Below are 14,800 nucleotides of genomic sequence, written 5' to 3' on the forward strand. Positions count from 1 at the left end.
ACATATAAAGGTTCACCACAAAAAGGGAGGATGCGTATGCGTAACAAAACAATTCGGCACCTGTCTCTGGTACTTGCCCTGATGTTGTTCGCCGGGGTACTTGCCGCATGTAACAACGGTTCGGGGGGATCGACGCAAGGAAGTGAACAAGGAGGAACATCCGGGAACAAAGGCGAGAAAGTCACACTTCAATTTTACATGCTTGGGGATGCTCCCAAAGATCTGCCTGTTATTGAATCCGAGATCAATAAGCTGGCGGAGGCTGATCTGAACGTCAATGTGAAATTCAACTACACCTCATGGACCGACTGGGATCAAAAATATAAACTGCTGCTGTCTTCCGGACAGCCGATCGATCTGATCTTCACAGCGGATTGGACATTCTACCAGTCCTATGCCAAGAAGGGCGCGTTCCTGCCACTGGATGAAATGTTGCCTACAGCAGCGCCAGCACTGAAAGCTCATGTACCTGATGACATGTGGAATGCTGTCAAAATCAATGACAAAATCTATACTGTTCCATCAACTTGGATTGAGTATGTAACCGAGGGAATTGCGTACCGTGAGGACTTACGCGAGAAGTACAATCTTCCGAAACCGGAATCCTTGGAGACGCTTGAAGCGTATCTGGAGGGCATCAAAGCCAACGAACCCAATATGATTCCGATTGCGGATAGCAATGCCAACCACACCTATGGTATTCGTCAATTGACATCCAAGCTGGTTAATACAGCAGGTCAACTTCCATATGGACTGGATATTATGTATGACACACCATCAACCGTGACGTCCTATTGGGGGTCCGCGCAACACCTGGAAGACCTGAAAACATACAAACGTTGGATGGACAAAGGATTCTTCCCGAAAAACGTACTGAATGTAAAAGATACATCCAACTCGTTGTTGCAAAATGGAAAAGCGGCTGTTGTTTTGTCCGGGGAAAACCCTAACAAATTTAATGCAGATGTAATCAAGGTGCAGTCTACGCATCCGGATTGGAAACTGGCTTATTTCCCTTACCCGAATGCAAAAGGGTTTGCACAACCGGTTCACCCGATCCATAACGGATTTGCGATTCCGCGTAGCAGTAAAAACCCGGAAAAAGCATTGGCATTTTATGAGAAACTGGTGACAGACAAACGTTATAACTGGTTGACTGAATACGGCGTTGAAGGCAAAAACTTCGAGGTAGATAATGGATACTACAAAATGGTCGGAGATGCACAAACAAATGGCTTCCCACGTGAGGGCATGAATGGCTGGGCTTGGCGTAATCCGGAATTCATGCTCTATGATAAAACCTTTGATGATGTCCTGACCATGTTTGAAGATCTCGACAAAATCAAAAAGCCGGATATCTATACCGGATTTGCTGAAGACTGGACTCCGTACCAAGCCGAGAAGGCTGCATTGGAGCAAGTGGAAAAACAATATTTATATCCGCTTAATGTAGGTTTGGTGGCAGACGTAGAGGCTGGATTGAACACATTTATGGAGAAGGCTAAACAAGCAGGATTGGAAAAAATTCAGGCAGAATACACCAAGCAGTGGCAGGAGTACTTGAAGTCAACAGGAATTCAATAGTTTGTACTTTCCTTCATAAAGAAAAGGTGCCTTCGGATTCGAAGGCACCTTTTCAATGTGGTTGCAGGCTTGTTTGAAGCCGTTGGTTAGAGGCATGATTGGACGAAGAATGCGGGAAGCGACATCCTAATGGGATAAATTCATAAACGGGCCTCTTCTGCGGATGAAGGACGAACGTCCTCCAGCAGATCGATAATACTTTGAGCACTCTGCATCGGATGAACCTTGGCGATTTCCGCCAGATGACGTTTGCGTTTACGTACAACATCCGGGTAGTGATGCAACAGCTTGTTCATCCATTTAACCACTACGTCGGGCGAAGTTATGGGTTCTCCCAACCCTCTTGTCGTAAAATAATGGACGTTTTCTTCTTCCTGACCAGGTATAGGGTTGTGGAACAACATGGGAATTCCTTTCGCCAAGCCTTCACTGCATGTCATTCCCCCAGGTTTGGTGATCAGCAGGTCGGATACTTCCATCAATTTGTCTACTTCGTTGGTGTACCCCATAATATGAATGTTTTCTTTGCGATACATGGGGTTCTGTTCCATGCTGATCCGTGCTTTATCATTGCGACCCAGACAAAAAATGATCTGAATATCTTCATGCCAGCGTGTCAGCAGCGGATGGACCAGCTTGTCGCTGAGCATTCCCCAACCGCCACCCATCACCAGTACAGTAGGCATGTTCTTGAGGTTAAATCTGTTTCGGATCTCTTCTCGCCCGGGATGCTCCCAGAAATTTGGATGCACCGGAATGCCCGTGACTCGAATGTTTTCTGTAGGTACGCCTCGTAGCATTAGTTTGGACTTAACCTCATCTGAAGAAACCAGATAAAGGTCTACTTCACGGTTAATCCACGTCCCATGTGCATCATAGTCGGTAATGACTGTGCAAAGGGGAACCTGTACACCCAGACGTTTCAGTCTGGATATGACAGCACTTGGAATCGGATGTGTACAGACGATCGCATCGGGACGTAACTGGCGCACAACGCTGCGTGTATGTGTATAGAACAGTTTATGCAACGCCAGTGTGGTCAGCCTGTTCAATGATTTTTTATATTGGTGCCTGTATACGTATCCGAAAAGTTTGGGTTGGTTGGTAACCGTTTTTTTGTATGCTGTTATAATCAGAGGTGCAACCTTTGGATTTAAGAAACTTCCCAGTTCAAGCACTTTTGTCTGCACGTCTGGCGAGAGCTTTCGCAAATTGCTGGACAGTGCATAGGCGGCTTGAGTATGACCCGTACCAAAGCCTTCAGATAATAGTAATACTCTTTTTTTCTCCACGCTTGCTTCACCTGTTCCTGCTAGGTTTTTCTGAGTCTAACATATCGGCTTTAAGACCAGAATGCAACTGTTGCAAGTGCGACTAAAGTACCTATTGTGGCACCCGCCAGAACATCGGAAGGATAGTGTAACCCCAGATAAATTCGAGAGAATCCGACAACAAGGGCCACAGGCAACAATATTAGCAATAAGATCGGATCAGTGGTCATAAAGGGAACTGTGACCGAAAAAATGGCAGTTGTGTGCCCTGAAGGAAACGAGTGATCCGTCAGGGGATTACGGAACGTAATTGTATCCGGCAAGGCCAGATAAGGTCGAATGCGGGGATACAATTTTTTCGCGATGGCTACAGGAATGTGGCTGACCGCAAGAGCGATACAAGCCTGGAGTCCTGTTGTGCTCCATGGAGCTGGAGCAAGCAGCCAGATTAACAACGATATTGCAATAGAAGAAGTTGCTCCACCCAGATGGGTGAAATAATACAGCCAAAAATTCATAAAACGATTATGAAGTCGGCCGTTGATCCACATAAAAACATTTCGATCATAATCTTGAAACTTTAAGAATAAACGGCTCATATTGGCCTCCTGCCAGTCAGGCCGCCCGTAATGGCGGCATTATTTCCGGTGATTTTCTGCATCCGGTTTCGTCCTGATTAGTATATAACCGTTTTTCATGAACTTGAGGTTATTTCAGGTATATGTTTATCATATTTTTAAATGTTGTCCTTTTCAAGAAGAACCCATGTAAAGAAAGTGAAATTCATGTTAAAGAGTGGATATATACCCATCTTAACTTTTTGACTTGGGTCAGCTAAAAAAGATACAATGATTCAACATGGCTGAAATGAGGTAAAAAAATGTGGGTTCTGTTTCAAACTTTTTGAGGTCTGTTTGCGTTATTTGTTATAGAGCCTCTGACGAAGAATAACATGCTGATGAAAAAAGCAGGGACTTTAGAAATAAAAATCAAGTAAACGGCTGAAAATAAGATATAACAGGCATGAATGCGAGGTTGTGGTATCACGAAGTGTCTATTCAGCGTTTAAAGATCACATTTCTGCTTCAGAAAGTGGAATTGGGGTTTTGACAAATGACTGAAAAGGATACAGAATCGATAAAGCAGCCAACTGATAGCAACCAAGCTTTGAAACATTGCCTGATATAATCACGTAGTACACAAAAGAACAGGGTCATATTCTGCAGATCAAAAAAAAATAAATTGCAGAATCAGGAAGAGAAATGCTTGAGTAAACTGGGTTTTGAAAAAAAGGGGGTAACAGAGAACGATGTTGGACGCTATATTCGTCACGATGCAGGTCATTCTGGCACTGCTAGCCGTGTACCAATTCACGTTTTCGCTGTTCGGTCTGATTAAGAAAAAGAAAAAGAAACATTATCCGGCGACAAAATCATTCGCTGTACTCGTCGCAGCACACAATGAGGAACAAGTCATTGGTGCCTTGATGGAGAACTTGAAACAACTTGATTATCCGAAAGATCTGTACGATGTGTTTGTCATCTGTGACAACTGTACGGATGGAACGGCTCAAATTGTCAGAGAGCATGGATTAAACGCATGTGTACGTACCAACGCCGATCTGAGAGGTAAAGGGTATGCCATCGAATGGATGCTTAAGTACCTGTGGAAATTGCCACGTCAGTATGACGCAGTTGTTATGTTTGACGCGGATAACCTGGTTGACCGTAACTTCTTGCTTGAGATGAATGATGACTTGAACAATGGTTCACGTGTTATCCAAGGATACATTGATACAAAAAATCCGGAGGATTCCTGGATTACTGCAGCTTACGGAGTATCTTACTGGTACATCAACCGTCTGTGGCAGTTGTCTCGTCATAACTTGAATATGGCGAATTTCCTCGGAGGAACCGGAATGTGCTTTGAGACCAACCTGTTGAAGGAAATTGGCTGGGGTGCAACAAGTCTGGTTGAGGATCTGGAGTTTACGATGCGCAGTGTGCAACGTAATGTGTATCCTGTTTTCAACTATGACGCCAAAGTATTTGATGAGAAGCCATTAACATTCAAAGCTTCAGCGAGACAACGTCTGCGCTGGATGCAAGGTCACTTTACAGTTGCGCGTAGATACTTCTTCCCGCTGCTCTGGCAGTCCATTAAGGAAAGAAGCCTGGTGAAATTTGACCTTGCTATCTATGGAGCCAATGTCTATGTGGTGTTGCTTACGTTCCTGATGACGGCTGTGATGTGGGTAGACATGGCTATATTCAGTGGTCCGCACATTGCTAATATTTATGGATACTTCCCGTTATGGGTTGGGTTCGTGGCTATTGGTTTGAACATTCTGACGTTCCTGTTGTCCATGGCGCTGGAGAAAGTTACCTTTGCCAAAGTTTATCTATATCTGATTTTGTTCCCGATTTACCTGCTGTCTTGGTACCCGATTACGTTCTACGCTTTCTTTACGCAGAACAACAAACAGTGGAGCCACACTCAACATACACGTGTTGTACGGTTGGATGAGGTGCAAAGCAAACAAGGGTAAGGAACATGCACGCGATACTTTGTTGACATCTGATATCACAAATGTGTAATTCACGAAAAAAAGTTGTGAAGAATGTTGACAATGTATTTCATGGGTGATATAGTATTCAAGTGCCTTAAAGCGAATAGCAATGGAATCACAAGCAGAAGTCCGACTTCTCACCTGATCAACAAACATGTTGGCTGGTCAACGATCCCAATAATTTATGAAGTGTATACTCATGAAGAATTGTGTTGATTACAGGGATGTCGGTAGCTTGACCGGCATCCCTTTTATTTTTGTGTAACTGGATATTCAAAATGACCTGGAGGTGGACGATTATTAGTAAAGATCACATGATTAATGATGAGATTCGGGCGAAGGAAGTACGCCTTGTCGGAGCTGAAGGAGAACAAATTGGGATTACGCCCATTCGCGAAGCACTGCAAATGGCGATTGACCTGAATTTGGATCTGGTCAATGTGGCACCACAGGCTAAACCGCCGGTGTGTCGTATTATGGACTATGGCAAATTCCGCTATGAGCAACAAAAGAAAGATAAAGAAGCCCGTAAGAACCAGAAAATTGTTGATATTAAAGAAGTATGGTTCCGTTCCAATATTGAGGAGCACGATTATCAAACGAAGCTTCGTAATGTAGTTAAGTTTTTGAACGAAGGCGACAAAGTGAAATGTTCTGTTCGTTATCGCGGACGTGAAATTGCACATGCCGCGATTGGTCAACGGATTTTGGAGCGCGTTAAGGTAGAAGTTGCAGAACTTTGTACTGTTGAACGTCAACCGAAATTGGAAGGCCGCAGTATGATCATGATCTTGGCTCCTAAAGCCTGATAACATTGGAGGAGGAAACACAAAATGCCTAAAATGAAAACACACAGCAGTTTGAAAGGACGCTTCAAAATTACCGGTTCCGGTAAGGTCCTTCGTTACAAAGCTCACAAAAACCACTTGCTTTCCCACAAATCCAAACGTGCTAAGCGCGTTCTGAACGGTAACCCAGTTATGGCTGCCGGGGATGTTAGACGTTTGAAACAAGGCTTGGCTAACTTGAAAGGCTAATTCTAATTAGTAGATTCCGTATGGGGGATCGGCTACGGCCGTACACATACCACGGATACATTTATATTTATTTGGGAGGTTCTTTAATATGGCAAGAGTAAAAGGCGGTTTTGTAGTACGTCGTCGTCATAAAAAGGTTTTGAAACTGGCAAGAGGTTATTTCGGTTCCAAACACCGTATTTTTAAAACAGCTAACGAGCAAGTAATGAAATCCCTGGTATACGCATACCGTGACCGTCGCAACACGAAACGTAACTTCCGCAGACTGTGGATCGTTCGTATCAATGCTGCAGCACGTATGAATGGTTTGTCTTACAACAAACTGATCCATGGTTTGAAACTTGCTGGAGTAGACATGAACCGCAAAATGTTGGCTGATCTGGCCGTTAACGACATCAATGCGTTCAACTCTTTGGCTACTGTAGCTAAAGGCAAAATCAACGCTTAAATTGTATGATACAAGCCGCCGTACCTATATGGCGGCTTTTTTTACGGCTTGGAAGAAATTCGGAGATGAATCTCTGAATGAGTAGAGCGAATAGGCTGTAGTCTGGAAGGGAACAATGAAACCAGATAACTGATGAATAACGGTCCATGAGAATACATAAAATACGAACGGTGAAATAATACAAATAAAAACAGGTAAATCCCACTCATCGCTAAAGTTCACGATATGTTTTTGTTATATAACATCACATCGTTGTAACGTTAGTGTGTTAAAACGCTAAATTATTAAGCGTTTTCAATAAAAAAAGAACAAAAATATGTGATATTTGGTGATGAAACATCTGGATTTTAACACTGGTTGATTGTATAATCACCTCTAGTAGGCTAGTCCTAGATTTTTCTCTCCATGTCATAATGTTCGGTTTTTCGACAGATGATAGGATGCTACAAGGGTGAGAATGCGCTTTTAATGTCGAAGAAACCATACATTCTGCATAAAAGTCATTCCTGCGATCTGTTAACCGTTCAATTGTAGGCTGGATTGGAATGAGGGATATATCATTAAGGGGGAAAAAGAGAAATGAAAAAGATGCTCAGCTTGTCTTTGGTAATGTTGCTGGCGGTATCGGTTATGCTCGCAGGTTGCGGTAGCAAACCGAAAGAAGAAACAAATGCCGGAGGAGATACAGGTGGCACATCCACTGAAGCGAAATCCGACCTCAAAATCGGTATGGTTACTGACGTAGGTGGAGTTAATGACAAATCCTTTAACCAATCCGCTTGGGAAGCTCTGCAAGCGACTGAAACAGAAACAGGTACTGCTGTTAAATATCTGCAAAGTAAATCCGATGAAGAGTACATTCCTAACCTGAACGAATTCGTTAAAGGCGGATATGATCTGACTTGGGGTATCGGTTATCAATTGGAGAAAGCTATCAAAGCAGTAGCTGATCAGAATCCAGACTCTAAGCTTGCGATTATTGACAGTGTAGTTGATGCTCCAAATGTTAAGTCCGTAACTTTTGCTGAAGAAGAGGGTTCCTTCCTCGTAGGTGTAGTTGCAGGATTGACTACAAAAACGAACAAAATTGGTTTTGTAGGTGGAGCTGAAAGTACTCTCATCAAGAAATTTGAAGTAGGTTTCAGAGAAGGCGTTAAGGCAGTTAATCCGAATGCTCAATTTATTCCAAACTACACAGGTGCTTTTGATAAGCCTGACCTGGGTAAAGCAGCAGCTGCTACAATGTACAACCAAGGTGTAGACATTATCTTCCACGCTTCCGGTGCTACAGGTAACGGTGTATTCAACGAAGCAATCGCTCGTAAGAAACAAGGTCAAGAAGTATGGGTTATCGGTGTGGACAAAGACCAATCTCTTGAGTTTGGTGATGAAGTAACATTGACTTCCATGATCAAAAAAGTTGACGAAGCGGTTAAACGCGTTAACAAAGAAGTAATCGATGGAACATTCAAAGGTGGATCTGAGACTTTGACCTTGAAGGACAACGGTGTGGGTATTGCCGATACTTCTAAAGCTAATGTATCTGCTGAGACACTCGCTAAAGTAGAAGAGTACAAAGAAAAAATCATCAACGGCGAAATCAAAGTTCCTACGGAGTAATTTTGATCTTAGTCGCAAATGAATAATCATTGGGGCCGGTCTTGACCGGCCTTATGATTGCAGGAACAGGAACATTTGATCAAGTCATCATAACAATTGTACAAGGTCACTGTGCACCAACGCTCCGGTAGGAGCTTTTCTTAAGATAATGGAATTGATATGTTCTTAATGAGCTGAACCATTCGATTATCGCAAGAAAAACTTCAGCTAAGCGCGGTCTGTCTTCTTTGAAAGTACGTCGATAGACGTTTTTTTTACGTTTGCGGAACCACACTATATCAGTTATAAGGGTGATTACATGGGTGCAACAACCCCCGTCGTTGAGTTAAAACAAATTACGAAGCGTTTCCCAGGCATTGTTGCCAACGACGCCATCAGCCTTCAGCTTCGTAAAGGCGAGATCCATGCGCTACTGGGTGAAAACGGCGCTGGTAAGTCAACGTTGATGAATATTGTATTTGGTCTCTATCAGCCAGATGAAGGTTCCATTGAAGTGAATGGTAAGCCTGTCATCATCGACAGCCCTAACCGAGCGATCGATCTTGGCATAGGCATGGTGCATCAGCATTTTAAACTTGTACAGCCATTCACGGTAACAGAGAACATTATTTTGGGATCTGAACCAACGAAGGGTCTCAATATTAACTATAAAAAAGCAGCCGCTGAAGTTCAGCGTCTTTCCGAACAGTATGGACTGAAGGTGAATCCTCATGCCAAAATTCATGATATATCTGTCGGAATGCAGCAACGTGTAGAGATTGTTAAAACGTTGTATCGCGGTGCAGACATTCTGATTTTTGACGAGCCTACAGCCGTATTGACTCCTCAAGAGATCAAAGAACTGATGATCATCATGAAGAAGCTTGTAGCTGAAGGAAAGTCCATTATTTTGATCACACACAAACTGAAAGAAATCATGGAAATCTCCGATACGGTAACGATTATCCGTCGGGGTAAAGTGATTGATTCGGTCAAAACTTCGGAAACGAATCCGAATGAGCTGGCAGAGAAAATGGTGGGGCGGAATGTCACATTCAAAGTGGACAAAAAAACGGCTACACCTGGAGCCAATGTGCTCGAAGTCAGTAAATTAACGGCCAAGAATAAAGAAGGTATTTCGGTTCTGAACCAACTTAACCTGAACGTACGTGCAGGAGAGATTGTCGGAATCGCAGGCGTGGATGGTAATGGTCAAAGTGAACTGATCGAAGCTCTTACCGGACTTCGTAAAGTAGAGAGCGGTTCGATTCTTTTGGAGGGCAAGGAGCTGTCCAATCATTCTCCGCGCCATATCTCGGAATCGGGTGTAGCACACATTCCGGAAGATCGACATAAACACGGCCTTGTACTTGATTTTTCAGTGAGTGAAAATATCGTTCTGGAATCGTATTATAAAGCACCATACACCCGTAAAGGGTTCCTTAACTTCGATGCCATCAAACAGCAGGCGAAGCGGCTTGTTGAGGCATTTGACGTGCGTACACCAAGCATTGAGACCAAAGCTCGGTCCTTGTCCGGAGGAAACCAGCAAAAGGCCATTATCGCCCGTGAGGTAGATAAAAACCCTGAACTGCTTATCGCTGCGCAACCAACGCGTGGTTTGGATGTAGGGGCTATTGAGTTCGTTCAAAAGCAACTGATTGCACAGCGCGATCAAGGAAAGGCTGTTCTGCTGATTTCATTTGAGCTTGATGAGATTATCAATGTATCTGACCGAATTGCAGTTATTTATGAAGGACAGATCGTTGGCGAGGTGCTGCCGGAAGAAACCAATGATAGGGAGCTCGGCTTGATGATGGCGGGCAGCACCCAAAAGAGAGGTACTGCGCATGAATAACGTATTGAAATGGTTTACCCGAGATTCATTTATATTGCCTGTAGTAGCTATTATTATGGGTCTTATTCTCGGTGGAGTTGTCATGCTGATTGGTGGCTACAATCCAATTGAAGCCTATGGTGCATTGTTCACCAAGGTATTTGGCGACATGTACAACTTTGGTGAAGCAGTACGGGAAATGACACCATTAATTATGACTGGACTTGCATTTGCATTTGCATCACGTGCAGGGTTGTTTAACATCGGGGGAGAAGGTCAATTTCTCGTCGGTATGACCGCTGCAACATTTGTTGGTGTTAAATTTGCAGGTTTGCCGATCTACCTTCATGCGCCACTGGCTTTGATTGCGGGTGCATTGTTTGGTGGTCTGTGGGCCGCTATTGCTGGTTATCTAAAGGCGGCACGTGGGGTCAATGAAGTTATCAGTAGTATCATGTTGAATTGGATTGGTCTGTACTTGGCAAATCTGATCGTTCGTCAATTTCTCTTACTTCCAGGTGAGAATCGTTCGGCAGACATTAGTGAGACAGCTTCTATAAGCTTGACTTGGCTTTCTGAGTTAATGGGGAACTCACGTGTACATCTTGGGACATTAATCGCTTTAGTTATAGCGGTGCTCTTTTACATTTACATGTGGAAGACAAAACAAGGATACGAAATTCGAGCTGTCGGTCTTAATCCTAACGCGGCTGAATATGCGGGTATGCATGTGAATCGTAATATTGTAAAAGCTATGTTTATTAGTGGTATGCTTGCAGGACTTGGTGGAGCCTTTCAGGTATTGGGGGTATTCCAGTATCAAACATTGATGACAGGTTCACCAGGAACCGGGTTTGATGGTATTGCCGTAGCTCTCATCGGTCTAAATCATCCATTCGGCGTTCTTTTAGGAGCAGTTTTGTTTGGTACCCTCACGTATGGATCTGCAGGAATGAGTTTTGCTGCGGATGTTCCGCCTGAGATTATTCGGATTGTGATCGGTTCGATTATCTTCTTCATTGCGGCACAAGGCATCGTGCGCTGGATACTCAAACCGTTCTATTCGAAGCGTAAGAAAGAGAAGGTGTTGTAGATGGACTTGTTGACAATTGGGCAAATTATCAATACGACGCTTGTCTTTGCTACGGCATTGATTTTTGCATCACTCGGCGGAATTTTTTCGGAAAAATCAGGTGTGACAAATCTTGGACTTGAAGGGTTCATGGTCTTTGGAGCCTTTGCTGCTGGAATAGGAGCGCATTATGCGCAAGAAGCGGGCATGGGTGGAACAACATCAGCTTGGATGGGTGTTGTGCTAGCGATTATATTGGGCGTACTGGTATCACTCATCCATGCTGTTGCGTCAATTACATTTAAAGCAGATCAGATTATAAGTGGTATCGTGATTAACTTTTTGGCAGCGGGAAGTACGCTTTACTTAGTTAAGTTACTGTTTGAAGGGGCAGGAGATTCTCCTTTGGTACAAGGATTTAATAAGTTTAATGTACCGTTCTTGGAGAATATACCTTTATTAGGGGAGGCCTTCTTCAAAAATGTATATCCAACAACATATCTTGCGATCCTTTTTGTGTTTCTGACATATTTTATTTTGTTCAAAACACCATTTGGTCTTCGTCTTCGTTCAGTGGGTGAACACCCAAGTGCAGCAGATACAGTTGGCGTCAAAGTCCTTCGTTATCGTTATATTGGAGTTATGATCAGTGGTGCGCTTGCGGCCATTGGTGGAGCTGCGATTACATTGACAACCACGGGTACATTTTCACACAATACGGTTTCCGGCCAAGGTTATATTGCCATTGCAGCAATGATTTTTGGTAAATGGAATCCAATCGGTGCATTCGGTGCAGCTGTATTTTTCGGTTTCTCACAAGCGATTAGAAACTATGTACAGATGTTTGAATGGACCCAAAGTATTCCCCAGGAAATTATCTATATGCTGCCCTATATGTTAACACTTATCGTTCTTGTAGCAGCTGTAGGACGTTCTTCGGCCCCGTCTGCACTTGGCGAAGCTTATGATCCAGGTAAAAGGTAGTTAATTTTTTTGAATTAACCAAAAGCCTCACATTATTCATATTATTGAGGTAGTCATTCGTAAAGCGTATTATTTAATCTAAGCCTAACTTAGTCGGGATACAAAAATCTAATTTATAAACTGGCGCCGGTACTCTACCGGCGCCAGTTTATTTGTAATCTGCACGTATAGCTGTTTTATTGTAGTTAAGAAGGTATTCGCTTTTTTTTTTTTTTTGGTATATTTTTCTTTATAATCAATAAAAGTTATGTTAATATATTTTTATACCATAAAAGAAAGAGAGATGAAATTAATTTGAAACTTAAAAAAATATTTGTGAGTAGCTTAACTGCAACACTTCTAGCTGGTGTTAGTATTCCTGCATATGCCTCAGAAAATAGCTTAGTTGAGTCTCAAGCTATGAATTCTCAAAGCTTAGATTTAAATGAATCTAATGATATGGAAATGAGCGAAGTGTTAACATTTGATGAATTAGTCTCAGTAATTGCTGAAGATACTGGTAAGTCAGTAGAAGAGACAAAGGAAAAAATTTTAAACAACTATAGTAAAGAAAATCATAGATCCATAACTCCTTCCTCTGTTACAATTCAAGCTGCTAAGTTTAGAACATTCAAGAAACAGGTAACTACTAATCGTTATGGAATTTATAAACCTACAATTAACTTTTATTGCCAAACTAATGAGAGTGGAAGCTTTAGAGGAATTGAAAAGATCTTAGAAGTATCAATGAATAGAGCAGATAACCACCGAGCTTACATTTTTGAAGGTTATATATATACTCATCTTGAACACGCGAATAAAATTCATTTTATTGTGAACGGTGATTTTTATAAAGATGGAAGTGTTTCTTGGGAGGTAGGCGCTGAGATTGGTATTGGAAAATATGCTACTTTAAATGCTAAGGTTAGCGGCAATACTGGGAAAAAGTATGATCTTATTTATGCTGCGGATGATGTTATCTTTTAATCATACTGATAATCTTTGCAATAGAGTTTAGTTTTTTTGATAATACTACGTCTATTAAATTTACTTAAATAGTACGAGCCACGGAGTGATAATCGTGGCTCGTTTTCATTTTTTTAATGAAGTTTAATTTATTTTACTCAAAATTAATGTGTTTTTTAAATATGTATTAATAGGAAATTCATTATTTAAATAGGGACAAAGAAACAGGCGAATTCAGTGATGGACGAATACACTGTTTTGAACGATCCGAGGAGGAGGGGAAAGTATGAAACAACAAGTTACGCGTGATGAAGCGATGAAATTAATAGGCAAAAATATTGTTGCAATCAAAAAAGACGGCACTCGGGTTACGGGAAAGCTGTTGAAAGTATCGGGCAACAAACTGGTACTGAAGCGTCTGAATGGCAAAAAAGTACGTACAAAAGCGATACTGCCACTGGTATTGTTTGATCTGCTTGCTATTGCCACACTTCCTTATGCTTATGGAGGTGGTCCCGGCTTCGGTCCCGGATATGGACCTGGACCAAAACCAGGCCCTGGATATGGTCCAGGCTACGGACCGGGATATGGACCTGGAGGACCTGGTGGCGGATATGGACCTGGTCCTGGATTCGGCCCTTATGGTCCAGGTCCACGTCCACCAGGATTTTTCTAGGACATTCTATAATGTTTTTTCCAATTCGTAGCAGCGGCTTATCATGATGTATCGAATCGCGCTGTATCCATTTTTTTGATAAAACTGAAGCCCTTTGGTATTGCCTTCATCTACCATAACTTTAGACCTTCGACAACCCCGGGATGCCGCAAAGCTCTCTGCTTTGAGCAACAAAGTTTGCCCATAACGTTTGCGTTGTTCTTTCGGACTAACGGCCATCATATCGACATAGAGCAATTCCCCATGCATGAGAAAATGGATGAATGCCACAGCAGCTTTGTCTGGCTCCGGCGAGACAACAAAGGTCATGCCCCTGTTCATTCGCAGGGGTATTTCTTTGCGGATTTTATTGATTTCCTTTTCGCTCATATGGGATAAAGGAACAAGTTGAGTGTCAATCAGCTTCATGATGGCGCCATCATCCAGCCTGGATGTGCGTTGCCGAATCACCATGCGGAGCCTCCTTTCAGGACCAGTCGTGCTGCTCGTATATCCTATGCCCGAAGCAAGATAAAAGGTGACTGAATGAAGCGCTGGGATTAGGGCAACCTTATAGGCTGAAGAGGGGGGAAGGAAGGTTCTCTGAATTTTTATGCAAAACAGGTATTGACTTATCGGTTGGAGGAATCATATAATGTTCCTAACATTTAACGAGAATATTTCATCGGCTATGAAGAGGACGAAGTTTTAAGGGCTCTTTTGCTCAGAGAGTGGCTGGAATTGCTGAAACCACCACCATTATCCCTTATATACGAGCTCACCTCGGAGCTGTTTTCCT

The 14,800-nt window shown here is 42.7% G+C and carries 14 protein-coding genes; 11 read left to right on the plus strand and 3 right to left on the minus strand.

From position 1 onward, the window contains the following. Window positions 1–36 precede the first annotated feature (36 nt). On the plus strand, window positions 37–1,584 hold the full coding sequence (locus MKY66_RS08720) for an extracellular solute-binding protein (protein ID WP_143760262.1): 1,548 nt from the start codon (window positions 37–39) through the stop codon (window positions 1,582–1,584). Window positions 1,585–1,724: 140 nt separating this feature from the next. Here MKY66_RS08720 and MKY66_RS08725 read toward each other — a convergent pair whose 3' ends face one another. Further along, entirely contained in the window at window positions 1,725–2,876 is a 1,152-nt protein-coding gene (locus tag MKY66_RS08725; protein ID WP_076209223.1) for a glycosyltransferase, read from the minus strand. A gap of 50 nt (window positions 2,877–2,926) precedes the next feature. After that, on the minus strand, window positions 2,927–3,454 hold the full coding sequence (locus tag MKY66_RS08730; protein WP_076209222.1) for a phosphatase PAP2 family protein: 528 nt from the start codon (window positions 3,452–3,454) through the stop codon (window positions 2,927–2,929). Window positions 3,455–4,164: 710 nt separating this feature from the next. On the opposite strand from MKY66_RS08730, the gene MKY66_RS08735 reads away from it, so the two are divergent. From MKY66_RS08735 to MKY66_RS08780, 10 genes are all read left to right on the plus strand, one after another. Further along, a complete protein-coding gene (locus tag MKY66_RS08735) occupies window positions 4,165–5,403 on the plus strand; it encodes a glycosyltransferase family 2 protein (protein ID WP_076209221.1) in 1,239 nt (412 codons plus the stop codon). A gap of 335 nt (window positions 5,404–5,738) precedes the next feature. After that, window positions 5,739–6,233, plus strand: coding sequence for a translation initiation factor IF-3 (gene infC / locus MKY66_RS08740; RefSeq protein ID WP_017689666.1), 495 nt, complete (start codon window positions 5,739–5,741; stop codon window positions 6,231–6,233). A gap of 24 nt (window positions 6,234–6,257) precedes the next feature. Next, window positions 6,258–6,461 (plus strand): 50S ribosomal protein L35, encoded by a 204-nt coding sequence (rpmI, locus tag MKY66_RS08745; RefSeq protein WP_017689665.1) that lies wholly within the window; start codon window positions 6,258–6,260, stop codon window positions 6,459–6,461. Between the two features lie 88 nt (window positions 6,462–6,549). Then, window positions 6,550–6,909, plus strand: coding sequence for a 50S ribosomal protein L20 (gene rplT / locus MKY66_RS08750; protein WP_017689664.1), 360 nt, complete (start codon window positions 6,550–6,552; stop codon window positions 6,907–6,909). A 579-nt stretch (window positions 6,910–7,488) separates the two neighbouring features. Next, window positions 7,489–8,529 carry a BMP family ABC transporter substrate-binding protein gene (locus MKY66_RS08755; protein ID WP_076209220.1) on the plus strand — a complete coding sequence of 347 codons (1,041 nt, stop codon included), beginning with the start codon at window positions 7,489–7,491 and terminating at the stop codon, window positions 8,527–8,529. 298 nt (window positions 8,530–8,827) lie between these two features. Continuing rightward, window positions 8,828–10,366, plus strand: coding sequence for an ABC transporter ATP-binding protein (locus MKY66_RS08760; RefSeq protein WP_076209219.1), 1,539 nt, complete (start codon window positions 8,828–8,830; stop codon window positions 10,364–10,366). After that, entirely contained in the window at window positions 10,359–11,438 is a 1,080-nt protein-coding gene (locus MKY66_RS08765) for an ABC transporter permease (RefSeq protein WP_076209218.1), read from the plus strand. The genes MKY66_RS08760 and MKY66_RS08765 overlap by 8 nt, the downstream gene beginning before the upstream one ends. Next, window positions 11,439–12,401 carry an ABC transporter permease gene (locus MKY66_RS08770; protein WP_076209217.1) on the plus strand — a complete coding sequence of 321 codons (963 nt, stop codon included), beginning with the start codon at window positions 11,439–11,441 and terminating at the stop codon, window positions 12,399–12,401. A gap of 294 nt (window positions 12,402–12,695) precedes the next feature. Continuing rightward, on the plus strand, window positions 12,696–13,367 hold the full coding sequence (locus MKY66_RS08775; protein ID WP_076209216.1) for a hypothetical protein: 672 nt from the start codon (window positions 12,696–12,698) through the stop codon (window positions 13,365–13,367). A 265-nt stretch (window positions 13,368–13,632) separates the two neighbouring features. After that, window positions 13,633–14,022, plus strand: a complete 390-nt coding sequence (locus MKY66_RS08780; protein WP_047842246.1) for a hypothetical protein — start codon at window positions 13,633–13,635, stop codon at window positions 14,020–14,022. A 6-nt stretch (window positions 14,023–14,028) separates the two neighbouring features. Here the strand turns inward: MKY66_RS08780 and MKY66_RS08785 are convergent, their stop codons facing one another. Further along, window positions 14,029–14,475: a GNAT family N-acetyltransferase gene (locus MKY66_RS08785; protein ID WP_143760261.1), complete on the minus strand. Its 447-nt coding sequence runs from the start codon at window positions 14,473–14,475 to the stop codon at window positions 14,029–14,031. Window positions 14,476–14,800 lie beyond the last annotated feature (325 nt).

The sequence above is a fragment of the Paenibacillus sp. FSL R5-0766 genome, assembly GCF_037971845.1.
Taxonomy (GTDB): domain Bacteria; phylum Bacillota; class Bacilli; order Paenibacillales; family Paenibacillaceae; genus Paenibacillus.